This is a genomic window from Pseudomonas sp. NFACC45, from assembly GCF_900113505.1.
GTDB lineage: Bacteria > Pseudomonadota > Gammaproteobacteria > Pseudomonadales > Pseudomonadaceae > Aquipseudomonas > Aquipseudomonas tehranensis.
The window spans coordinates 291900-315429 of sequence record NZ_FOPO01000001.1; the positions used below are offsets into that span (position 1 = coordinate 291900).

19 protein-coding genes are annotated in these 23530 nt (G+C 62.0%); 1 reads left to right on the forward strand and 18 read right to left on the reverse strand.

What is annotated here, in order from left to right; translation table 11 throughout:
• Window positions 1-80: 80 nt before the first annotated feature.
• A complete protein-coding gene (locus tag BM132_RS01265) occupies window positions 81-1355 on the forward strand; it encodes an MFS transporter (RefSeq protein WP_092452545.1) in 1275 nt (424 codons plus the stop codon).
• 35 nt (window positions 1356-1390) lie between these two features.
• On the opposite strand, the gene gspM is transcribed toward BM132_RS01265, so the two are convergent.
• The 18 genes from gspM to aroK form a co-directional block, all read right to left on the reverse strand.
• Window positions 1391-1843, reverse strand: coding sequence for a type II secretion system protein GspM (gspM, locus tag BM132_RS01270; protein WP_092452548.1), 453 nt, complete (start codon window positions 1841-1843; stop codon window positions 1391-1393).
• Entirely contained in the window at window positions 1843-2946 is a 1104-nt protein-coding gene (gene gspL, locus BM132_RS01275) for a type II secretion system protein GspL (protein ID WP_092452551.1), read from the reverse strand. Before gspL ends, gspM begins: the two co-directional genes overlap by 1 nt.
• Entirely contained in the window at window positions 2946-3788 is an 843-nt protein-coding gene (locus tag BM132_RS01280) for a type II secretion system protein GspK (RefSeq protein WP_092452554.1), read from the reverse strand. Before BM132_RS01280 ends, gspL begins: the two co-directional genes overlap by 1 nt.
• The gene (locus tag BM132_RS01285; protein ID WP_092395558.1) at window positions 3785-4318 is read right to left on the reverse strand and encodes a type II secretion system protein GspJ; all 534 of its coding nucleotides are present in this window, start codon (window positions 4316-4318) and stop codon (window positions 3785-3787) included. Before BM132_RS01285 ends, BM132_RS01280 begins: the two co-directional genes overlap by 4 nt.
• Window positions 4311-4682 carry a type II secretion system minor pseudopilin GspI gene (gspI, locus tag BM132_RS01290; RefSeq protein ID WP_092395556.1) on the reverse strand — a complete coding sequence of 124 codons (372 nt, stop codon included), beginning with the start codon at window positions 4680-4682 and terminating at the stop codon, window positions 4311-4313. Before gspI ends, BM132_RS01285 begins: the two co-directional genes overlap by 8 nt.
• On the reverse strand, window positions 4675-5148 hold the full coding sequence (gspH, locus tag BM132_RS01295) for a type II secretion system minor pseudopilin GspH (protein ID WP_371264086.1): 474 nt from the start codon (window positions 5146-5148) through the stop codon (window positions 4675-4677). The genes gspI and gspH overlap by 8 nt, the downstream gene beginning before the upstream one ends.
• The gene (gene gspG / locus BM132_RS01300; protein ID WP_092452560.1) at window positions 5145-5600 is read right to left on the reverse strand and encodes a type II secretion system major pseudopilin GspG; all 456 of its coding nucleotides are present in this window, start codon (window positions 5598-5600) and stop codon (window positions 5145-5147) included. Before gspG ends, gspH begins: the two co-directional genes overlap by 4 nt.
• 3 nt (window positions 5601-5603) lie before the next feature.
• Complete coding sequence (gspF, locus tag BM132_RS01305; protein ID WP_092452563.1) at window positions 5604-6812, reverse strand: type II secretion system inner membrane protein GspF; 1209 nt, start codon at window positions 6810-6812, stop codon at window positions 5604-5606.
• Window positions 6813-6816: 4 nt separating this feature from the next.
• On the reverse strand, window positions 6817-8289 hold the full coding sequence (gene gspE, locus BM132_RS01310) for a type II secretion system ATPase GspE (RefSeq protein ID WP_092452566.1): 1473 nt from the start codon (window positions 8287-8289) through the stop codon (window positions 6817-6819).
• Window positions 8286-10205: a type II secretion system secretin GspD gene (gspD, locus tag BM132_RS01315; RefSeq protein WP_092452569.1), complete on the reverse strand. Its 1920-nt coding sequence runs from the start codon at window positions 10203-10205 to the stop codon at window positions 8286-8288. The genes gspE and gspD overlap by 4 nt, the downstream gene beginning before the upstream one ends.
• 9 nt (window positions 10206-10214) lie before the next feature.
• Entirely contained in the window at window positions 10215-10742 is a 528-nt protein-coding gene (locus BM132_RS01320; protein WP_092452572.1) for a type II secretion system protein N, read from the reverse strand.
• Window positions 10743-10798: 56 nt separating this feature from the next.
• Window positions 10799-12265 (reverse strand): N-acetylglucosamine-binding protein GbpA, encoded by a 1467-nt coding sequence (gene gbpA, locus BM132_RS01325; protein ID WP_092452575.1) that lies wholly within the window; start codon window positions 12263-12265, stop codon window positions 10799-10801.
• 335 nt (window positions 12266-12600) lie between these two features.
• Window positions 12601-13668: a uroporphyrinogen decarboxylase gene (gene hemE, locus BM132_RS01330; RefSeq protein ID WP_092395540.1), complete on the reverse strand. Its 1068-nt coding sequence runs from the start codon at window positions 13666-13668 to the stop codon at window positions 12601-12603.
• Window positions 13669-13945: 277 nt separating this feature from the next.
• Window positions 13946-15364 (reverse strand): FAD-dependent oxidoreductase, encoded by a 1419-nt coding sequence (locus BM132_RS01335; protein WP_092452578.1) that lies wholly within the window; start codon window positions 15362-15364, stop codon window positions 13946-13948.
• A 33-nt stretch (window positions 15365-15397) separates the two neighbouring features.
• Window positions 15398-19846, reverse strand: a complete 4449-nt coding sequence (gene gltB / locus BM132_RS01340; protein ID WP_092452581.1) for a glutamate synthase large subunit — start codon at window positions 19844-19846, stop codon at window positions 15398-15400.
• A gap of 349 nt (window positions 19847-20195) precedes the next feature.
• Window positions 20196-21752 carry an AAA family ATPase gene (locus BM132_RS01350; protein WP_092395534.1) on the reverse strand — a complete coding sequence of 519 codons (1557 nt, stop codon included), beginning with the start codon at window positions 21750-21752 and terminating at the stop codon, window positions 20196-20198.
• Window positions 21753-21762: 10 nt separating this feature from the next.
• The gene (gene aroB, locus BM132_RS01355) at window positions 21763-22863 is read right to left on the reverse strand and encodes a 3-dehydroquinate synthase (RefSeq protein WP_092395532.1); all 1101 of its coding nucleotides are present in this window, start codon (window positions 22861-22863) and stop codon (window positions 21763-21765) included.
• Window positions 22864-23010: 147 nt separating this feature from the next.
• Window positions 23011-23529: a shikimate kinase AroK gene (aroK, locus tag BM132_RS01360; protein ID WP_003196983.1), complete on the reverse strand. Its 519-nt coding sequence runs from the start codon at window positions 23527-23529 to the stop codon at window positions 23011-23013.
• Window position 23530 lies beyond the last annotated feature (1 nt).

The following is a 23530-nucleotide window of genomic DNA, read 5'->3' on the forward strand; positions in this document are numbered from 1 at the left end:
AACAATATATTGGATACAAACATTAACCGCCTATATGCTTTTTCCATTGCCTGCCTGGCCGTGCTCCTGCGAGGTCCATCGTGAAAACTGCTGTCGCCCCACTGGCCCATGAAATTCCACCGCTTGCCGATGATGGCATCCCCGGACGCAAAGACATCTACATCGAAAAAGGCACGCCGTTGTTCATGCGTACGGTGCTGGCGTTGTTTTGTGGCGGTTTTGCGACCTTCGCCCTGTTGTATTGCGTGCAACCGATGATGCCGCTGCTCTCCGAAGAGTTTTCCATCAATGCCGCCCAGAGCAGTCTGATCCTGTCGGTGGCGACCGGCCTGCTCGCAGTCGGGCTGCTGATCACCGGCCCGATTTCCGATCGCATCGGCCGCAAGTCAGTGATGGTTGCGGCACTGTTTGCCGCAGCGTTGTGCACCATCGCCAGCGCGATGATGCCGACCTGGCAGGGTGTGCTGGTGCTACGCGCTCTGGTGGGGCTGTCGCTCAGCGGCGTGGCGGCGGTGGCGATGACTTATCTGGGCGAAGAAATCCATCCCAAGCACATTGGCCTGGCGATGGGCCTGTATATCGCCGGCAATGCTATCGGAGGCATGAGCGGCCGTTTGATCGCCGGGGTACTGATTGACTTCGTCAGCTGGCATGTCGCGATGCTGGTGGTCGGTGGCCTGGCCGTGATTGCGGCGGCGGTGTTCTGGAGGATGCTTCCCGAGTCGCGCAATTTTCGCCCTCGCTCGCTGCATCCGCGCAGCTTGCTGGACGGTTTCACCATGCACTTTCGCGACGCCGGGTTGCCGCTGTTGTTTCTCGAAGCCTTCGTATTGATGGGCGCCTTCGTGACGCTGTTCAACTACATCGGCTATCGCCTGCTGGCCGGGCCTTATCACTTGGACCAGGCCTTCGTCGGGTTGCTCTCGGTGGTCTACCTGTCGGGTATCTACAGCTCGGCGAAAGTCGGCGCACTGGCCGACAAACACGGCCGTCGCAAAATGCTCTGGGCGACTATCGCGCTGATGCTGGCCGGTCTTGCACTGACCATGGCCACGCCGCTGTGGTTGGTGATCCTGGGCATGCTGGTGTTCACCTTCGGCTTCTTCGGCGCGCACTCGGTCGCCAGCAGCTGGATCGGTCGCCGCGCAATCAAGGCCAAGGGACAGGCCTCGTCGTTGTACCTGTTCAGCTACTACGCCGGCTCCAGCGTCGCAGGTACGGCTGGCGGGGTAGCCTGGCATCTGGGCGGATGGAACGGTGTCGGCCTGTTCATTGGCGGCTTGCTGGTGCTGGCGTTGCTGGTGGCGGTGAAACTGGCGAAGTTGCCGTTGTTGCCGGGCAACGCTCAGGTTTGAGCGGACACTGTTCAGGCGCTGGCCCGCCGTTCAAGTCATTGCCCCAACACCATCCGGGCGTCCAGGACACCGTTGCGCACTTCCAGGCTCAGCACCTGCAAGGTGGCGCCGTTCCGCTCGTGCCGGTCCAGCCAGTCGAGCAGTCGATTGGCATCGCCACTGACGGCAAGCTGCAACGAATCACCGTCGATCTCCAGCTCCGCCAGCTCCAGCCCCGCTGCCGTCGCACTGTCGTTGATCCTGACGGACAAAGAGCTCGTGGCGGTCGTAGCGCCGGTGGGCTCCAGGCGCTGGATCCGGGCAGCGAGTTCGGCCTGCTGCCAATACTGACGCTCGGCCAGGTCGAGCCGATGTCGGGTGGGCTGCCAGATCGAGGTGTAACTCACGATTACCAACACAAGTCCGACAAGCCCCGACAGCAACCGTTGCTCACGGTGCGACATACTTTCCCAGACCTGTTTGCAGCGCTGCCATTCCTTGAAACCCATCAATTGCTCTCCAGTGCGAGGGTGGCCTGAACCCGATCGCTCTGCTTGCTGGCGTTGACCAGGGTGAGGGGCAGTCCGCTTTTAAGCCCACGTTCGCGCAGTTGCTCCAGCTCGACGAAGCTGTTAGCGGACAGTCGGATTTTCCAGCCATCATCGATCCGAAAATCGATGCGCAGTACTTCGACGTCGCTGGCGCCGATGACCTGTTCCGTCAGTTGGACCAGACGCGCGACCCGGGTCTCCCGTCTTTGCTCGCGACGACTCTGCAACGCCTGGAGCTGCGCCGCCAGGTCGACAATCCGTTCTTGATCGGGATACAGCAACCGGAATCGCTGCTCGCTCTGGACCTGAAAAATCCGGGCTTCGTGTTCAAGAAATCCGATGCGAGCTTCGCTGGCGCCCCAGGTCACCAAGCATAATCCCAACGCACCAGCCGCCATGCCCCGCCATGGCAGACGCTGTCGGCGTTGACGGAACTCCCCCTGCAACAAGTCGATGGGATTCCCATCAGCGGCCAGCAACCACTCATCGATACCCGGGCGGTCCCGCTCCTCGTCCAGCCAATGGATGTCCTCGGGCAGGTCAGGCTTGAGCGTGGCAAGGGCCCGGGCCGACAGCGACAGGCGTGCCGCGAGGGCGCCACCCAGCAACCAGCGACCAAACCAGCGCACGCCAAAGGCCGCATCATTGGGCAACAGATCGGCATCGACATGCATGGCGCGCATATCCACTTGCTGCGCCGCGAGCAACGCCAGCAGCGCCTGAAACCTGGCCCGTTGAGTCACCATCACCGCGTAACGCTGCCGACGGTCTCGAACACTGGCACAGATGTGCAACGCTTCCAGGTTCTCGCTCAGTTGTTCTTCGATGGCGAACGCGAGTGCCTGGGGTTTTGGCTGGCGTCGGGAAGGCCATGGATCGCTTTGGAACCAACTGCACATCTCCATCGGCAGCAGCACGTCGACGACTCGCCCGCGCAACGCCTGGGCAGCTTCGTGCAGGGGCAGGCAGCGGCGCTCGGCCGCGACCGACCAGACACAGCACGGCCAATCGGGACTGAGGGCGTCCATGCCTTCGACGGTGAGGTAAAGCCAGGTTTTCATCAATGGAACTCGCTGGGAAGCAGGGATTGGAAACGACGCTGAAGCACAGTCCAACGACCGGTATCAGGGTGGCGCTCGATGTCCGAGACCAGCCGCAGGTGACGGTCTGCGAAGGCCACGTCCACCCTGACCCGGAACCAGCGGCTGCTCACGCCCAGCCCATGGCCGCGGATGCCCAGGCCGGCCAGCAAAGGGTCATTCGTGAATGCCGGCACACTGTGGTACGGCGTGTGAGGACGCTGGTTGATCAGCGCGTCGGCCGACGCCTGTTCCATACCGTTCAGGGTCATCAACAACAGTCGCGGCGCGGTATTGACGTTCAGCCGAGCTTCCCGGGGCAGTACCGCCACCCAGGGTTCCAGGCGCCGCAGTGTCTGGCCGTCCATGCCCGGCAACAGGCGCAACTGACTCAACTCCTGTATCAATCCGACCTGGGGCAAGGACAGTTCGGGCAGATCCAGTAAGGCCAGCAATCGCGGCCAGCGGTCCAGCGTGAGCTGATCGATCTGTCCCTGGGTGGTCAATGCGTTGAGGTTCAGGCGCCCGGAGAGGTCTTGGATCTCGACGCGGATATCGGCCTCTTCTTCGAACGCCGGCTTTTGCCGGGCCCACTCCTGGCTCAAGTCCACCTGCCCAGATGGCGCGTTGGCACTGTCTTGCAGGACGCTGCGGGCCCAGGCTTCACCGGCCAGCCCCAGTTGACGCAACTGAACCTGATGCAACTGCTGCGCACTGCCCTGCAACAGCAGGCGATGACTGCGTAGCATGCCAGCGGTGAGGAGCAACGCCAGGCTGAGCACCAGCAGCACACTGATCAGCGCCGCGCCGCGTTGTCGACTCATGGCAAGGCGCCCGGCAATAGCAGCACTCGACGAATCTGTTCGAAACGCCCCGTCGAAACGACCAGTTCCAACGCCAGAGGCGATTGCTCGTTCCGCGTTTCGGTGTACCAGCCCTGTTCCGGGTCGAACAGTCGCCAGCTCAGGCTGCGTACGTCATCCAACAGTTTCTGCTGCTGCAGGCCAGCCGGGCCTTCGCCGCGACTGTCGCGCCATAACGCGGCCCCCTCGAGTCGATACTGCACGACTTGCCGTTCACTGCGCGGCAAGTCCAGTGGATTGCGCCAATGGCTACGGTGCAATTGCAGGCGCCCCGACGCGAGTTCGACAGAGCCGGCGACCGCCTGCCAGGCATCTCGCTCAATCACCCCCACGGCACGCTGCAGGCTCCTGATGTCGCGCTCATGCTGGCCGGTTCCCTGCTGTGTACGCACGACACCCTCGAACAGACGCCAACCCGCCAGGCCGAGCAAGGCAAACAGCGCGATGGCGATAACCAGCTCCAATAACGTGAAACCCGACTGTTCATTCATGACGGTTGCCAATCCATCCGGTGGTGCGGTGGGCAACGGACGAACTGCCGGCACGGCTGACCTGGATCTCGACCTTGAGCAGGCGCGGATCGCGGGCCGGGACGATATGTTGCTGCAGGATCCAGTTGCGCTGGCCCAGGTCTCGACTCAAACGCTGCTGCCCCTTTGGCGTCGCCGTTTGCAGGCGCAGCTCGCTCAGTTGGTTGTCCGCCAGCCAGGCACCGAACAGACGTTCCTCAAGCACGACGCTTTGCTTGAGCACAAACTGGCTGGCCGACAGCATCGCCGCCGCCATCGTTGCGAAAACCGCCAGCGCAATCATGACTTCCAGCAGCGTGAACCCTCGGCAATCGGTGCTATTCATGAACGAACGGCTCCGCCACGCCATCGCTCGACACCTGCAACAAGGTCTGGCCGGTAACCTTGATGAACAGCCTGAACGGACTGATTTCGTCACTGCTGAGCATCAGCAGTTGCGGTGTGTCCCGGACATCGTCGAGCGGCAGGATCTGGCCATCTTGCTCAAGCCCAAGCGTCAGGTTTTCCGGCAGCCGATGCAAAGACATCACCGCCGTCCAGCCCCGGTCTTCGAGCCGTACTGCCTGGTAGGCGCGAGACTGCAGGCGCAGGCCATATTCACGGGCATCCAGCACCGCCCGTTCGCGCAGTTGCTGCACCACGCGGATGAAATCTTCGGCCTGCTGTCGGGCCTGGCGCGCCGGGCTCGGACCGCTGGCCAGGCTGACCATGCCCGCCAGCATTCCGATCAGGACGATGACAATCATCAGCTCCAGCAAGGTGAATCCGCGACAATCTCGTCCCATTTTCATGGCGCCCAATTGCCTATGTCGGCCGCCATCCCCTCCCCTCCCGACAAGCCATCGGCGCCCAGGGAGTACAGGTCATAGCTGCCATCGGTCGCTTTGAGGCCCGGGTTGAGGTATTGATAGGGCGTGCCCCAGGGATCGACCGGCAGGTTTTTCAGATAACCCTGGGGGTTCCAGTTACTGGCCGCGGGTGTGCCGGAGGGACGCTTGCTCAACGCCTCCAGGCCCTGTTGGGTCGATGGATAGTGATAGTTGTCCAGGCGGTACATCTCCAGGGCCGTGGCAATCGCCTGGATATCGGTTCGCGCGGCCGTGGCCTTGGCTTGGTCGGGCCGGCTCATGAACTGTGGCACCACAATGGCGCCCAAGACGCCGATGATGACCACCACCACCATGATTTCGATCAGGGTAAAGCCGCGCTGAAGGCGTGCAGGTCGGTTGTGCTGAAGTTTCATGGGTCAATTCACCAATTGGTTGAGGCTCAGGATCGGTAGCAGAATGGCCATGACGATCAGCAGCACGACGCCGCCCATCAGCACCAGCATGGCCGGTTCGAAAAGGCTCACCACCAGCGCGATACGCGCCGCGAGGCTGGCCTCCTGTTGTTCGGCGGCCCGGGCCAACATGCTGTCGAGCTCGCCGGCCCGTTCGCCACTGGCGATCATGTGCAGCATCAGTGGCGGAATATCCCCACCAAGCTCCAGGCCACGGGTCAGCGTCCCGCCCTCGCGGACCGAACGGGCGACGTCAGCCATGCGGGCGCGGATGGTCAGGTTGCCGATCACCTGCGCGGCGATGCGCAGGGCATCCACCAGCGGCACGGCACTTTTGCTCAGGATCGCCAGGGTGCTGGCGAATCGGGCCGCTTCCATCGCCCGCAGCACCTCACCCAACACAGGCAGCTTGAGCAACAGACGATGCCAGCGCAGGCGCCACGCAGGTTGGCGCAGGCTCCAGCGCCACAACCCGAGCAACCCGACCAGCAACCCGAGCAGCGACAAGCCATAGCGTCGCAATCCGTCACTCAGGACGATCAGCGCCTCGGTCAGCCAGGGCAACGATTGGCCGCTGTCGACGAATATCTTCACCACATCCGGAACCACGTAACCCAACAGGAAGGCGACAATCGCGACGCAGGCCAGCATCAGAATCAGCGGATACACCAAAGCCAGTTGAATCCGCTGGCGCGATGCCTGGCGTGCCTGGGTGTAGGCCGCCAACTGCTCCAGCACCAGACCCAAGTGGCCGGACTGTTCGCCGGCGGCAACCGTGGCGCAGAACAACTCGGGAAACGCCTGGGGAAACGCCGCCAGCGCCGTGGCCAGGGCGTGACCTTCCATCACACGACCGCGTACCGCCGACAGCAGGCTGGCAACCCGCCGCTTCTGGCTTTGTTGGGCGACGGCGCCGAGGGCCTCTTCGAGGGGCAGGCCGGCCTGAATCAAGGTGGACAGCTGCAACGTCAGCAACGCCAGATCCGCCGGGCTCAAGCGCCCCCCAGCGGGCCGGGTGCCCAGGGTTCGTTGCGTCTTCACTTCGTGCAGTTCGCTGGGCAGCAAGCCGCGCTCGCGCAGCAACTGACGGGCATGACGAGGGTTGTCGGCTTCCACGCGGCCTTTGCAGCGTCGGCCCCGGGCATCCTCTGCTCGATAGTCGAAGGTCGGCATGGGGCTAATCCTCCTGGGTGATGCGCAGCAGTTCATCGACACTGGTCAGGCCTTCCAGAACCCGCCGGCACCCGTCCTGAAACAGGCTGCGGGAGGTTTTGCGCGCCTCAAGGGTCAGCGCCTGCTCAGGGGCGCCCTGATGAATCAGTTGCGACAACGTGGTGCTGACACTCACCAGTTCATAGATGCCAATACGCCCGCGAAAACCTTTCTGGCATTGCTCGCAGCCCTGGGCCTTGAACAACCGTGGCGCGGCGTCGGCGTCGAGCCCAAGGCGACGACACGTTGCAGCGTCGGCCACATAGGGCGTCTTGCAGGATGGACACAAGGTGCGCAACAAGCGCTGGGCCACAATGCCCGCCAGGGACGAGGCCAGCAGATAGGCGTCCAGGCCCATGTCCCTCAGTCGCGTTACCGCGCCTACGGCAGTGTTGGTGTGCAGGGTCGAGAGCACCAGATGACCGGTCAGGGACGCCTGCACCGCGATTTCGGCGGTCTCGCGATCGCGGATCTCGCCCACCATCACCACATCCGGGTCCTGACGCAAAATCGCTCGCAAGCCACGGGCAAAGGTCATGTCGACTTTCGGATTGACCGGCATCTGGCCGATACCCGGCAGGTGATACTCGATCGGGTCTTCGACGGTGAGGATGTTTCGGCTCTGATCGTTGATGCTGCTCAGCGCCGCGTACAGGCTGGTGGTTTTCCCCGAGCCCGTGGGGCCGGTCACCAGCACGATGCCATGGGGTTTGCCGAGCAACTGACGCAGGTTTGCCAGCGTGTCATCAGGTAGGCCCAGGCGGATCAGATCCAAGCGCCCGGCCTGCTTGTCGAGCAGGCGCAACACCACTCTCTCGCCATGGGCTGAAGGCAGGGTCGAGACCCGCACATCGACCTCATGCCCGGCCAGCCGCAACGCCATGCGCCCGTCCTGGGGCACACGTTTTTCGGCGATGTCCAGGCGCGCCATGACCTTGATCCGCGACACCAAAAGGCTCGCCAGCTCCCGGCGCGGGCGTAGCATTTCCTGCAACTGGCCGTCGATGCGCATGCGCACCGACAGGTATTGCTCGAACGTTTCCAGATGCACATCCGAGGCGTGTTCGCGAACCGCTTCGCTGAGCAGGGCATTGATCAACCGGATGATCGGCGCATCGCCCTGCTGTTCCAGCAAGTCGGTGGTCTGCGGCACTTGATCGGCCAGGCTGAGCAGGTCCAGCTCCTCGTCCAGTCCTTGGGCAACCTGCTCGGCGGCGCTCTGGCCCTGGCGATAAACGCAAGCCAGGCGCGTAGCGAACTGCGCCGGCTCCAGCACCTGGATGGGCAACTCCCGACCACACCAGCGCCAAACCTCGGCCAGCGCGGTCAACGGCGTGTCGCGGCGCATCACCAGACGCAAGGTCGGGCCCTCGCCTTCCAGCAGCACGCCCAGGCGTCGGGCGAAACCAAAGGGCAACGGGGCCTGTGGATCACTCACAGGGCCCCCGGATTCTGTTGACGCGGCTCTGCCAGCGGCGCGTCGGCGGACGGTTCGAACAACTCGCGGGCGTCCCGAGGCAGCAACAGCGAATTATTTTTCCGTGAACCGGGTTTGCTCAGCTCTCGAAGCGCGTCGTAGCGCTGACGGCTCACATCGGCCAGGCCTTCCTTGCTGCGCACGATGGTCGGGCGCAGGAATACCATCAGGTTGCTTTTGGTCTGGGTATCACGGGTCCAGCGAAACAGCGCGCCCAGGTAGGGAATGCTGCGCAACAGCGGCACGCCGCTTTCCTGGGTACGGACACTGTCGCGAATCAGGCCACCGATCACGATGATCTCACCATCGTCCGCCAGGATCGTGCTCTTGAGGGCACGCTTGTTGGTAATCAGGTCCGAGGAATCCACGCCGGAGACAGCCGGCGCAATGTCCGAGACTTCCTGCTGGACATCGAGGCGCAGGGTGGAACCTTCATTGATGTAGGGCTTGATCCTGAGGCTGATGCCGACGTCCTTGCGCTCCACGGTGGTGAACGGGTTGTCCGCGCCACTGCTGTTGGTGGCGTAGGAGCCCGTCTTGAACGGGACGTTCTGGCCCACGATGATTTCCGCTTCCTGGTTATCCAGCGTCAACAGGCTGGGCGTGGACAGCAGATTGCTGCGGGTATTGCTCGCCAATGCCGAGACCAACGCACTGAAGCGGTCGCCTCCGAGTCGCAGGACCGCGCCTTGCGCTTCGTTTTTCAGGGCATTGGCGTCCAGCCCACCCATGATCGGAATGTTGGTTCCCGGAAAATTGATGAACCCTGAGGCGTTGCCGGTATTAAGATTCCACTGCACCCCCAGCGCTTCGGCGGTATCCCCGGAAATCTCGACGATGGCCGCGTGGATCAGTACCTGGGCACGAGGCTGATCGAGTTCGCGAACGATGCTCTCGACGGTACGCACCTGGGCGGGCTCGGCGATCAGCACCAAGGCGTTCTGGCTTTCGTCAGCCTTGATCATGAACGGGTTGGCGACACCGGTATCCCGTTGGCCGCCCAGGGACGCGGTGGTTCTTTTCTCTTGCCCGACGGCTTCCAGCACCTCGGCCAGCTGCCTGGCATCGCTGTGGTGAAGGCGAATGACCCGCGCGTTATCCTGGAAGGCAGCCGCCGGAACATCCAGCGCCCGGGCCAGATCGAGCAGGCGCTGGCGCACCACCGGCGCACCGATGATCACCAGGTGGTTACTGCGGGGATCGGCAATCACGGAACCCGCCGCATCCCCCTCGCGCTTGCCGCCGGATGCTTCCAGGACCGGCGCGATATCCCCGGCCTGGGCATGACGCAAGCGCAGCACGACATGACTGCGGTTGCGTCCCGAGTCCAACTGACGCACCACTTGGGCGATACGTCGCACATTGGCGGCCGTGTCGGTCACCACCAAGGCGTTGGAAGAGACCGAAGGGCCGATGTAACCATTGCTCGACACCAGGGGCCGAACCAACCCGGCGATATCGGCGGCGATACTCGATTGCAACTCGAGAACCCGGGTGACGTACTGGGACGGCGTGGTGTCCTTGGCGTCGTCGAGACCGGCACGCGTCCTCGCATCGGCGACCGGCGTGATCAGGATCCGTTCGCCTTCGTCGATCACGGTGAAGTTGTGCGCATCGAGCACCGAATAGAACAGCCGCCGCACGCCCTCGCGATCCAGCGCCTGGCGGGACATGACCGTGATGCGTCCCGAGACACGCGGGTCGAGTACCACGGTCTGGCCGAGAATCGCCGACATCTCCTCGACGACATCGCGCAGTTCCGCATTGTTCATCGCCAACTGCCATTGAGCCTCCTGCGCCCACGACGGCACCCGCGCGGCAAACAGGCCGAGACACAACAGGGCGCGCAACGCACGGCCCCGGATCAAACTATTCATCGATTCTAATCACTCTGATAACCCGGCGACCGGGTGTAGGTATTGCGAGGAACCAGACGGAGGCTGCCCCCCGGTTCCAGGAGACAGTCGACGCAGGAACGACTCGCCCGTGCGCTGCAAGGCCACCCGCTCCTCCCGTCCGTTGCGCCACAACACCACATGAGTCGCATCGACCCGGCGCAACACGCTGCCGCCGGGCAGGCGCTCACCGACCTGATAAATGCGCGACCCTGTGGCATCGGCCAGCAATGCCCGTGACAATCCTGCGCCGTTGACGAAGCTGGCCTGCAGGGTGATCGGTTCGGCGCTGAGGGCCGTGGCCTCTCGAGCGGCCAGGCCGAGCACACTGGCCACCGCCTGGACGTTGAGCACAGCGCCGCCCTGAACCACGACCGGCGCCGCACTCATTGGCACTTCGCGCCTGAGCTCCTGCCGAAAACGCCACTCCTGCCCCGCCAGGAAAATCCCGTAGAGCAAAGTCACCGACACCAGTACCGCCTTCGGCAGGCCACCGCCGGCCCGGAAAAAAGCCTTCATTTGCCTGCTCACCCTTGCAGGGCCCCAGGATGGCCTGAAGCCCTGAGCCTCATGTCTTAGAGCTTTTCCCAGGCCATGTGCCAATGGGCACCGATGCCAGGCTCGTAACCGTTCGCCGAAGGGCTGTATTGCTTGCAATAGCCAGACGCGGGGAATGGTTTGCACTGGAAGACTTCATCCGTCTTGGGCTGCAATACCTTCGTACCGGCGGCGTAGTCACTGATGCCTTCGGGAAATACGAAGTCGTACTCGATCCCCGCGCCTTCACCGGTCAGGGGGACCTGCCGGGTTTCCTGGCGTGTGGTCCTGCCGTCCGCGGTGGTGCCCACCAGCGTCAGGGTATGGGCACCCGGCGCGCTACGGACCGCCATGCTCAGGCCACTGCTGCCTTCGCCCACTGCCTGGGTTACGACGCCGACCGGCTTGTTCTTTTCATCGAACAGGGTGGCTTCAAGGTTCATCCTGCGGTTGGTCGACACCGTGAACGTCATGTCGACCCGGCCCTTGTCGAGCACATACTCCGGCTGCAAAGAGGAGATGGTCATGCTGGCGTCAGGGTCTTCCTGCATTTGCAACTGCACTTCATACCGGCTCACGCCGGTCTCTTGCTGGGCATACAATTTGTTGATGCCTTTGATCGGGGTGATGTCGCCCTGCTCATCGCGGATACCGGCACGAACCAGGGTATGGGCCCGGTTGATGGCATCGGCCAGCTTGAACGACCAGTTTTCCGGTCGACCTTCTTCAGCGTGATCGATGCTGATCTCCACGCTGTACTCAGCATTCTCACCAGCGGCTGAAAAGGCTCGGGCCTTGACCTTGTCGCCCACCAGCAACGGCGCGGCGGGGGCAATGCTGCCCACTGGTAACCAGCCACCCGGCAAGGCCGCTTCGGCGAGGATGTTCACATCCGCCGGGTCATAGAACGCGTTATCGGTGTCGCCAACCGTCCACACCGCCAGGATGACGTGATGGCCCGACTTGCTGTCGGGAATCACGCAATGGTGCTTGGCGCCTGCCTCCGGAAGCTGATGGGCGCCCTCTACCGTACAGAATGGCGTGCTATCGAACGACGCGCGCTTGAGCGGTTCGTTGGGCTTCCAATCATCGCGGGTAATGAAGTACTCATGCCTGGTCGCCGGATGCGCAGCGGTGTATTGCCATTGAAAAGCGATGTTGCGTTCCCTGAGTTCAGTCAGGTTCCAGCGCGTAGCCGACTGGGCATCGAGGGCGGAAAACAAGGGGTTACCACCGCTGGCGATCTTGCCATCGACGGGGCCCTGGAGGGGCGCACCGCCTGCGCCATTGGGGAACCCCTGGAAGGTTTCGCCCGTGCTCTGGGGCTCGTATTGCGCGCCGCCACAGTTCTTGTTTTCACCTCGCTGGCACAACAAGGCACGTGAGGGCGGTACTTCAAGATAACCATGGGCAAATGCACCCTGGGATGTCCCCACGGTGGACAGCATAACTAACGAGCAAGCAAAACCCGTCAGCACCTTGTGCTGGTGGAAGTTGGTTTTCATATAAATTCCAGACTACTCATCGAGATTGGGAGATTTAACAAACTTCATCTTGGAAGGCGCACTGGATCGCACAGCGCTGTACCTGGCAAGCGCCGAAACATTAATGGAAACTTGGGCAATCGCTATGTAGGGAAAATCTCTCAAAATAGAAGGAACAATCCCTGAATCTATTTTTCCGAGCTCAGAAGAAAAACTTCTTACAGGCAAAGTTAGTTATTAAACAAAAGAAAACAGGCAAACCGATAAAGATAGCCAACTTGTTTCATTGAATAATTAGCAGGCAAAAAAAAGCCTGTCTGGAACGAATCCCGACAGGCTGGATGAGCGAGCTACGATCAGTCGTGGTATTGCGCCGACAACTCATGCACCGCGCGCAGGAAAGCACCGGCGTGTTCCGGATCGACTTCCGGCGTAATGCCATGGCCGAGGTTGAACACATGACCGCTGCCCTTGCCATAGCTGGCGAGGATGCGCCCGACTTCGGTGCGGATGGCCTCGGGCTTGGCGTAAAGCACGGTCGGGTCCATGTTGCCTTGCAGCGCGACTTTGCTGCCAACACGCTCGCGGGCGTTGCCAATGTCGCAGGTCCAGTCCAGGCCCAAAGCGTCGGCACCGGCATCGGCGATACTTTCCAGCCACAGGCCGCCGTTCTTGGTGAACAGGATCACCGGGACTTTGCGACCTTCATGTTCGCGGATCAGGCCGCTGACAATCTTGCGCATGTAGGCCAGGGAGAACTCCTGGTACGCCGCCGCCGAGAGGTTGCCGCCCCAGGTGTCGAAGATCTGTACAGCTTGCGCGCCGGCCAGGATCTGCCCGTTGAGATAGGACGTCACCGACTGGGCCAGCTTGTCCAGCAACAGGTGCATGGCTTGCGGGTTGTCGTAGAGCATCGCCTTGGTCTTGCGGAAGTCTTTCGACGAGCCGCCTTCGACCATGTAGGTGGCCAGGGTCCAGGGGCTGCCGGAGAAGCCGATCAGCGGCACGCGACCGTTGAGTTCTCGACGGATGGTGCTGACCGCGTCCATGACATAACCCAGATCCTTCTGCGGATCGGGAATCGGCAGGGCTTCGATGTCGGCCAGGGTGCTGACGACTTTCTTGAAGCGCGGGCCTTCGCCTGTCTCGAAGTACAGACCCTGGCCCATGGCGTCGGGAATGGTGAGAATGTCGGAAAACAGAATCGCCGCGTCCAGCTGCGGGTAACGATCCAGCGGCTGCATCGTGACTTCGCAGGCAAACTGGGGATTCATGCACAGGCTCATGAAGTCGCCGGCCTTGGCTCGACTGGCGCGGTATTCCGGCAGGTAGCGACCGGCCTGACGCATCATCCACACGGGGGTGACGTCTACGGGTTGCTTGAGCAGGGCGCGGAGGAAACGGTCGTTCTTCAGGGCAGTCATGTCGGCATCCGGAAAAAAAGTGCGGGCATTTTCTCAGAGCGCGACGCAAAAGGCACGGCAAGAGCCGTGCCTTTTATCTATCGGGGCAATTTGTCGCGGTGCAGCACAGCCTCCCCGACACTACAAAACAACTGTGGGAGCCATTTTGTGGGAGCAAGGCTTGCCCGCGATGAAAACACTGCGGTCTCTTAGGTACCGAGGCGCCTGAATCGCGAGCAAGCTTTGCTCCCACAAAGCCCGCTCCCACATTTTTACCGCATTTCAGCTCGGGACCGAGTCAGACTTGCAGGTAATCCAGAATCCCCTCAGCCGCATTGCGGCCTTCGAAGATCGCCGTCACCACCAGATCGGAACCTCGGACCATGTCGCCGCCGGCGAAGATCTTCGGGTTGCTGGTCTGGTGCTTGTACTGGCCCTGTTCCGGGGCCACGACGCGGCCCTGGCTGTCGGTCTGGATGCTGAACTGCTCGAACCACGGCGCCGGGCTTGGGCGGAAGCCGAAGGCGATGACCACGGCATCGGCCGGGATGATCTCTTCGGAACCCGGGATCGGCTCGGGGCTGCGACGACCGCGGGCGTCCGGTTCGCCGAGACGGGTCTCGACCACCTTCACGCCCTCGACCTTGTCTTCACCGACAATGGCGATCGGCTGGCGGTTGTAGAGGAACTTCACGCCCTCTTCCTTGGCGTTCTTCACTTCTTTGCGCGAGCCGGGCATGTTCGCTTCGTCACGACGGTAGGCGCAGGTCACCGACTTGGCGCCCTGGCGAATCGAAGTGCGGTTGCAGTCCATCGCCGTGTCACCGCCGCCGAGCACCACGACCTTCTTGCCTTTCATGTCGACGAAATCTTCCGGCGACTTTTCAAAGCCCAGGTTTCGGTTGACGTTGGCGATCAGGAAGTCCAGCGCGTCGTAGACGCCCGGCAGGTCCTCGCCGGCAAAGCCGCCCTTCATGTAGGTGTAGGTGCCCATGCCCATGAATACGGCATCGTACTCTTCGAGCAGTTGCTCCATGGTCACGTCCTTGCCCACTTCGGTGTTCAGGCGAAACTCGATGCCCATGCCGGTGAAGACTTCGCGACGATTGCTCAGCACGCTCTTTTCCAGCTTGAACTCGGGGATACCGAAGGTCAGCAGGCCACCGATTTCCGGGTTCTTGTCGAACACCACCGGGGTTACACCGCCACGCACCAGCACATCGGCGCAGCCCAGGCCCGCCGGGCCGGCGCCGATGATGGCGACACGCTTGCCGGTCGGCTTGACCTTGGACATGTCCGGGCGCCAGCCCATGGCGAACGCGGTGTCGGTGATGTATTTCTCCACCGAACCGATGGTCACCGCACCAAAACCGTCGTTGAGGGTGCATGCACCTTCACACAGGCGATCCTGTGGGCACACCCGGCCGCAGACTTCCGGCAGGGTGTTGGTCTGGTGGGACAACTCGGCGGCCTGGAGGATGTTGCCCTCGGCCACCAGCTTCAGCCAGTTGGGAATGAAGTTGTGCACCGGGCACTTCCATTCGCAGTATGGGTTACCGCAACCCAGGCAGCGGTGGGCCTGATCGGCCGACTGCTGGGGTTTGAAAGGCTCGTAGATTTCCACGAACTCTTTCTTGCGTTGACGCAACAGTTTCTTCTTCGGATCCTTGCGCCCGACATCGATGAACTGGAAGTCGTTACTCAGACGTTCAGCCATTGTTAAAACCTCATCAAACTCTTCAGGCGCATATCACTGCGGGTTGGCACGGGTGCTGGAAAGCAACGACTTCAGGTTGGCAGCCTTGGGCTTGACCAGCCAGAAACGGCGCAGATAGTCATCGAGGTTTTCGGCGAGTTCACGACCCCACTCGCTGTCAGTTTCCTCGACGTATTCGTCCAGCACTCGCTGCAAGTGGCTGCGGTAGGCTTCCATCGCCTCGCCGCTGATCCGCTGGATTTCCACCAGTTCGTGATTGACCCGGTCAACGAAGGTGTTGTCCTGGTCGAGCACGTAGGCGAAACCGCCGGTCATGCCAGAGCCGAAGTTGTAACCGGTCTTGCCCAAGACACAGACGAAACCACCGGTCATGTACTCGCAGCAATGATCACCGGTGCCTTCCACCACAGTGTGGGCCCCGGAGTTACGCACGGCGAAACGCTCGCCCGCGGTGCCAGCGGCGAACAGCTTGCCACCGGTGGCGCCGTACAGGCAGGTGTTGCCGATGATGGCACTGTCCTGAGTCTTGTAGACACTGGCCTTGGGCGGAACAATGACCAGTTTGCCGCCGGTCATGCCCTTGCCCACGTAGTCGTTGGCATCGCCTTCCAGGTACATGTTCAGGCCACCGGCGTTCCAGACGCCGAAGCTTTGGCCTGCAGTGCCCTTGAAGCGGAAAGTGATCGGCGCCTTGGCCATGCCCTGGTTGCCGTGCTTGCGCGCGATTTCACCGGAGATCCGCGCGCCGATGGAACGGTCGCAGTTGCAGATAGCCAGATCGAACTCGGCACCGCTCAGGTCGTTGATCGCCGAAATGGCCATATCGACCATCTTCTCGGCCAGCTCGCCCTTGTCGAACGGTGGGTTGCGATCAACCTGGCAGAACTGTGGTTTGTCCGCTGGGATGAGATCGCTACCCAGCAACGGCGTCAGGTCCAGATGATGCTGCTTGGTGGTCTGGCCCTCGAGCACTTCCAGCAGGTCGGTACGGCCGATCAGCTCTTCGAGCGAGCGCACGCCCAGCTTCGCCAGCCACTCGCGGGTTTCCTCGGCGACGTAGGTGAAGAAGTTCACCACCATGTCGACGGTGCCGATGTAGTGGTCCTTGCGCAGCTTTTCGTTCTGGGTCGCCACGCCGGTAGCGCAGTTGTTCAGGTGGCAGATACGCAGGTACTTGCAACCCAGGGCGATCATCGGCGCGGTGCCGAAGCCGAAGCTCTCGGCGCCGAGGATGGCCGCCTTGATCACGTCCAGGCCGGTTTTCAGGCCGCCATCGGTCTGTACCCGGACTTTGCCGCGCAGGTCGTTACCGCGCAGGGTCTGGTGGGTCTCGGCCAGGCCCAGTTCCCACGGCGCGCCGGCGTATTTGATCGAGGTCAGCGGCGATGCACCAGTGCCACCGTCATAGCCGGAGATGGTGATCAGGTCGGCATAGGCCTTGGCCACACCGGCGGCGATGGTGCCAACGCCGGCTTCTGCCACCAGTTTCACCGAGACCAGCGCCTTCGGGTTCACCTGCTTGAGGTCGAAGATCAGTTGCGACAAGTCTTCGATCGAGTAGATGTCGTGGTGAGGCGGCGGTGAGATCAGAGTCACGCCGGGTACTGCGTAGCGCAGTTTGGCGATCAGGCCGTTGACCTTGCCGCCGGGCAGTTGACCGCCTTCGCCGGGCTTGGCGCCTTGGGCAACCTTGATCTGCAGCACTTCGGCGTTGACCAGGTACTCCGGCGTCACACCGAAGCGACCGGTGGCCACCTGCTTGATTTTCGAACTCTTGATGGTGCCGTAGCGCGCCGGGTCTTCGCCACCTTCGCCGGAGTTGGAACGCGCGCCGAGGCGGTTCATGGCTTCAGCCAGGGCTTCATGGGCTTCCGGAGACAGGGCGCCCAAGGAGATACCGGCGGAATCGAAGCGTTTGAGCACCGATTCCAGCGGCTCGATTTCGCTGATGTCCAGCGGCGTATCCAGGGTCTTGACCTTGAGCAGGTCGCGAATCATCGACACCGGACGGTTGTCCACCAGCGAGGTGTATTCCTTGAACTTGCCGTAGTCGCCCTGCTGCACGGCGGCTTGCAAGGTGTTGACCACGTCCGGGTTATAGGCGTGGTATTCGCCACCGTGGACGAACTTCAGCAGGCCGCCCTGCTGGATCGGCTTGCGCGGGCTCCAGGCTTCGGCCGCCAGGGCTTTCTGTTCGGCTTCGATGTCGACGAAACGCGCACCCTTGATGCGGCTCGGCACGCCACGGAAGCTCAGCTCGCAGACTTCTTCGGACAGGCCGATGGCCTCGAACAGTTGCGCACCGCGGTACGAAGCGATGGTCGAGATTCCCATCTTCGAGAGGATCTTGAGCAGGCCCTTGGTGATACCTTTGCGGTAGTTCTTGAACACCTCATAGAGGTCGCCCAGCACTTCACCGGTACGGATCAGGTCACCCAGCACTTCATAGGCCAGGAACGGATACACCGCCGAGGCACCGAAACCGATCAGCACCGCAAAGTGATGCGGATCGCGAGCGGTGGCGGTTTCCACCAGGATGTTGGAGTCGCAACGCAGGCCTTTTTCGGTCAGGCGATGGTGCACCGCACCGGTGGCCAGCGAAGCGTGGATCGGCAACTTGCCCGGGGCAATGTGACGGTCGGTCAGCACGATCTGGGTGCGACCGGCGCGCGCGGCTTCTTCAGCCTGATCGGCCACGTTGCGGATCGCCGCTTCAAGACCGACGCTTTCGTCGTAGTTCAGGTCAATGACCTGACGCTGGAAGCCCGGGCGGTCGAGGTTGGTCAGCGAACGCCATTTGGCCGGGGAAATGACCGGCGAACTGAGGATCACGCGCGAGGCGTGTTCCGGCGACTCCTGGAAGATGTTGCGCTCGGCACCGAGGCAGATTTCCAGGGACATCACGATCGCTTCGCGCAGCGGGTCGATCGGAGGGTTGGTCACCTGAGCGAACTGCTGGCGGAAATAGTCATACGGTGTGCGCACGCGCTGGGACAGCACGGCCATCGGCGTGTCGTCGCCCATGGAGCCGACCGCTTCGTAGCCCTGCTCACCCAACGGACGCAGCACCTGGTCACGCTCTTCGAACGTCACCTGGTACATCTTCATGTACTGCTTGAGCTGATCGACGTCGTAAAAAGCCGAACCGTGATCGTTGTCCTCCATGGTCGCCTGAATGCGCAGGGCGTTCTTGCGCAGCCATTGCTTGTACGGATGACGAGACTTGAGACGGTTGTCGATGGCGTCGGTGTCGAGGATCTGGCCGGTTTCGGTGTCCACGGCAAAGATCTGGCCCGGGCCCACGCGGCCCTTGGCGATAACGTCTTCGGGCTGGTAGTTCCAGACACCGATTTCCGAAGCCAGGGTGATGAACCCGTTGGTGGTGGTCACCCAGCGCGCCGGACGCAGACCGTTACGGTCGAGCAGGCACACGGCGTAGCGGCCGTCGGTCATGACGATACCGGCCGGGCCGTCCCACGGTTCCATGTGCATGGAGTTGTATTCGTAAAACGCACGCAGGTCCGGGTCCATGGTCTCGACGTTCTGCCAGGCCGGCGGCACCAGCATGCGCACGCCACGGAACAGGTCGATGCCACCGGTGACCATCAGTTCCAGCATGTTGTCCATGCTTGAGGAGTCCGAGCCCACACGGTTGACCAGCGGGCCGAGCTCTTCCAGATCCGGCATCAGATCGTTGGCGAACTTGGTGCGACGGGCCAGCGCCCAGTTGCGGTTGCCGGTGATGGTGTTGATCTCGCCGTTGTGGGCGAGGAAGCGGAATGGCTGGGCCAGCGGCCATTTCGGCAGGGTGTTGGTGGAGAAGCGCTGGTGGAACACGCAGATCGCGGTTTTCAGGCGCTCGTCGCTCAGGTCCGGATAGAAGGCGGTCAGGTCCGCCGGCATCATCAGGCCTTTATAAATGATGGTCTTGTGGGAAAAGCTGCAGATGTAGTGATCGGTGTCGGCGGCGTTGGCCACGGACGAACGACGACGGGAGCTGAACAGCTTGATCGACATGTCCTGATCGCTCAGGCCTTCGCCCGCGATGAACACTTGTTCGATCTGCGGCAGACGCTCAAGGGCCAGGCGGCCGAGGACGCTGGTGTCGATCGGCACCTTGCGCCAGCCCACCAATTGCAGGCCGGCGGCCAGGATCTCGCGATTCATGTTTTCGCGAGCCGCTTGGGCCTTCACCGGGTCCTGATTGAAGAACACCATGCCCACCGCGTACTGCTTGGGCAGGGTCACACCAAACGTTTCCTGGGCAACGGCACGCAGGAACTCGTCAGGCTTTTGAATCAGCAAGCCACAACCGTCACCGGTCTTGCCGTCGGCGTTGATCCCACCGCGGTGGGTCATGCAGGTCAGGGCCTCAATGGCCGTTTGTAAAAGGGTATGGCTGGGTTCGCCCTGCATATGAGCAATCAGGCCGAAACCGCAGTTATCCTTGAATTCATCTGGTTGGTACAGACCTGCTTTCATAGACACTTTCTCACCAGGCTGCCTCTTATCGAGGCAAATTTCTTTTCAATTCAGCCAGTTGCGTGCCGCGCCGAACGTACGCCAGCTTTGCGGGGGCAAAAGGGAGGTCATTGTACACACCGACACAAGGGCTCACAAATTTGACGACGAAACGTCGCAAATCCATGTCGCATTTGTGAAAGGTTTAAAGCTATACGCTGTGCTAGTCAAAACTTTTTTGGGTTCGACCGCTGCGACTCAAACGCTACTGTGACGCAGACACCACAAGGCGCGCGGCCTGAAAGGTCGCTCGCCCTTGCGGAAATTTTGAGGTGCCGGGAGAGGCGGCCTGGGTAAGGCCGCCGAATCTTCAGCGAGTTGCTGCCAGTTCCTGTTGGACGCTGGCGACAGTGCGAGGCCAAGGTTTACCAGCCTGAACCTTCGCTGGCAAGGCCTTGATGGCGGAAACGGCTGCATCACGGTTGGCGAAATTGCCGTAGGTGATGACATAAAGCGGTTTGCCGTTAAGCATTTTCTTGAAATAACGGTACTCGCCGCCCTGCTCCTTGACGAATTTTTGCGCAGACGCTTCGGAGCTGGTGCCGAGAATCTGTACCACGTAGCTGCCTGGAGCCTGACCGGCGTACCAGCTACCGCCAGCGGCCTGGGTCGCCGGCTTGGTTGCCGGGGCTGGAGCAGGCTTGGCCGTGGCCACCTGGGCGGGGGCCGGCGCAGGCTTGGCAGCCGGAGCGGGCGCCGGGGTTGGCGCTGGAGTTGGTGCCGGGCCAGCCGGCACACCCGCCGGTGGGGCGCTGGTGGTCACGGTTGGCGGCGTATCGCTGGTGTCATCGATCGGTGGTGGCGCGCCGTCGTCACCCTCGGTGATACCGCCAGCGGCCTCCGCCAAGGGACTGCGCATGACCGGTTGCGACTGGCCGACCAGCGGCAGCGGCATCGGCTGGGTGTTACCGGCGAACTCCACCTCCGGAGCGCCGCCATTGGGCTGCGCTGCGTCCTGGCCCAGAGGCAGTTGTGCCTGCTCGTTAGCGGGTGCGCCGGTGGTCGGCGCCTTGCTGCGACCCGGCATCAGCCAGGCGGCGGCAATCGCGACCACGACGACGGCGGAAATCGCCAATACGTGTTTCTTCGGCATGTTGAACCCCATACTTGGACGCTTTACCGCTGAGCGGCTGGCAATCATGACTTCGATGAGAGCGTCGCGGGCCACCTGGTTAATATTTCCAGGCCAGCCATCGGAGCTTTCGTGAATCTCAGAGATCTGATCCGCGGTGAAAAGTTCGATGCCCCGACCGGCGCCTTCAAGACGTTGGGCCAGGTATTCACGGGTTTCTTCTTCGGTGTAGGGCGCCAGCTCAATGACGTGGAAGCGCTCTTGCTCAAGATTCAGCTGCTCCAGATCGGCGATCAGCGACGACTCACCAAACAGGAAGACGTGGGGACGACCTTCCGGCGCACCGGCAGCCAGGGCCAGCAAGGCTTCCAGGGCCGACTCGTCGAGTTGCTCGGCATCGTCCACCAGCAGATAAACTTCCTGCCCGGTCAGCGCCAGTTGCACGATCTGATCCAGAATCGCACCGACTTCAGCCTGGGCGACATTCAGTGCCTGGGCCACCTGACGCAACACACCGGCTGCATCACCGGCGCCGCGGGCCGACACCACCACGCTTTGCACCGACTGTTTGTTGGTGCTGGCTACCAAGGCCTGGCGCAGCAAGGTCTTGCCGCTGCCTTGCGGGCCGGTGACCACCAGCAACAACTGGCTGTAACGCGCCAGGTGATGCAACTGGCCCAGAACCGGTTTGCGTTGGGCGGGAAAAAACTTGAAGCCTGGAACCCGTGGCGCGAAAGGGTCATGACTCAACTGGAAATGGCCGAGGAAAGCCTCGTCGGCATGCAAACTAGTCATCGGAATCTTATTAACCTTTAAGCTGAGCCAGGGCGCGATAATCCGCTCCCAGCGTGGCCTGTAGAACCTCTTTCGGATAATCGTCGGTCACCACAGCTTCGCCCATGCGGCGCAGCAGCACCAGACGCAGGCGACCGTCGATCACTTTTTTGTCGATTGCCATGTGTTCGAGAAAATCGGCTTCGGTCATTTCTTCGGGCGGGATCACCGGCAACCCGGCGCGCTGGAACAGAGCAATACCGCGATCGCGCTCCTGTTCACTGATCCAGCCCAAACGCGCGGACATCTCCAGGGCCATGACCGTACCGGCCGCAACCGCTTCGCCATGGAGCCAGACACCATAGCCCATGTGGGTTTCGATGGCGTGGCCAAAGGTATGGCCCAGGTTGAGCGTGGCGCGCACGCCCGACTCGCGCTCATCGGCACCGACCACCGCAGCCTTGGCCGCACAGGAACGTTCGATGGCGTAGGTCAGCGCAGCCTGATCCAGCCCACGCAGGCGGTCGACGTTTTCTTCCAGCCAGCCCAGGAACGGTTCGTCGCAGATCAGCCCGTACTTGATGACTTCAGCCAGCCCAGCAGACAGCTCGCGGGCGGGCAATGTATTGAGGGTCGCGGTATCGATCAGCACCACGTTGGGCTGGTAGAAAGCCCCCACCATGTTTTTGCCCAGCGGATGGTTGATCCCGGTCTTGCCGCCCACCGACGAGTCCACCTGCGACAACAGGGTTGTGGGGATCTGGATGAAATCAACACCGCGCTGATAGCAAGCGGCGGCGAAACCGGCCATGTCGCCGATCACCCCGCCGCCCAGGGCCACCACCGTGGTGCGACGGTCGTGCCGCGCGGTCAGCAGGCCATCGAAAATAAGCTGCAGGGTTTCCCAATTCTTGAAGGCTTCGCCGTCAGGCAGCACCACGGAAATGACCGAGAAAGCCGACAGGCTGCGGGTCAGACGCTCCAGATACAAAGGTGCGACGGTTTCGTTGGAGATAATCGCCACTTGCCGTCCGGCGATATGCGGCGCCAGCAAGTCGGGCCGGTCCAGCAAACCTTCGCCAATGTGAATCGGGTAGCTGCGCTCGCCCAGGTCGACCTTAAGTGTCTGCATGTGTCCCCACAGTGAAGATGGAATCAGGCGTCCTGCCTGCAATTAACGAAAGTCCACGGTGCCTGTTGTGATGTCAATCGATGGCCATCGGCCACGTCCCGGCGGGCCATGACGGGACGCCGAGGATAGCGCATTTCCCGCGACGCATTAACGGGGTGGCAGTTGCTGGAGGCGATCAAGAATGTCAAGCACCACCATCCGCGGCGGCCGCTCGTCGGTTTCCACCACCAGATCAGCGATCTCCCGGTACAGCGGGTCACGCAGCTCCAGCAGGTCGCGCAGGGTCTTGGCCGGGTCGGCGGTGCGCAACAGCGGACGGTTACGATCCCGGGCGGTGCGACCCACCTGCTGCTCGACGGAGGCATGCAGATAGACCACTCGTCCACCGGCATGCAATGCCCGACGATTGGCCTCGCGCATCACCGCGCCGCCACCGGTGGCCAGCACCACACCGTCGAACGCGCACAATTCGGCGATCATCGCCTGCTCGCGGTCACGAAAGCCGGGCTCGCCTTCCTTATCGAAGATCCATGGGATATTGGCACCCGTGCGCAATTCAATTTCCTTGTCGGAATCTTTGAATGGCAGGCGCAGCTCTTTGGCCAGCAAACGGCCGATGGTGCTTTTTCCAGCGCCCATCGGCCCAACAAGAATCAAATTTCGCACA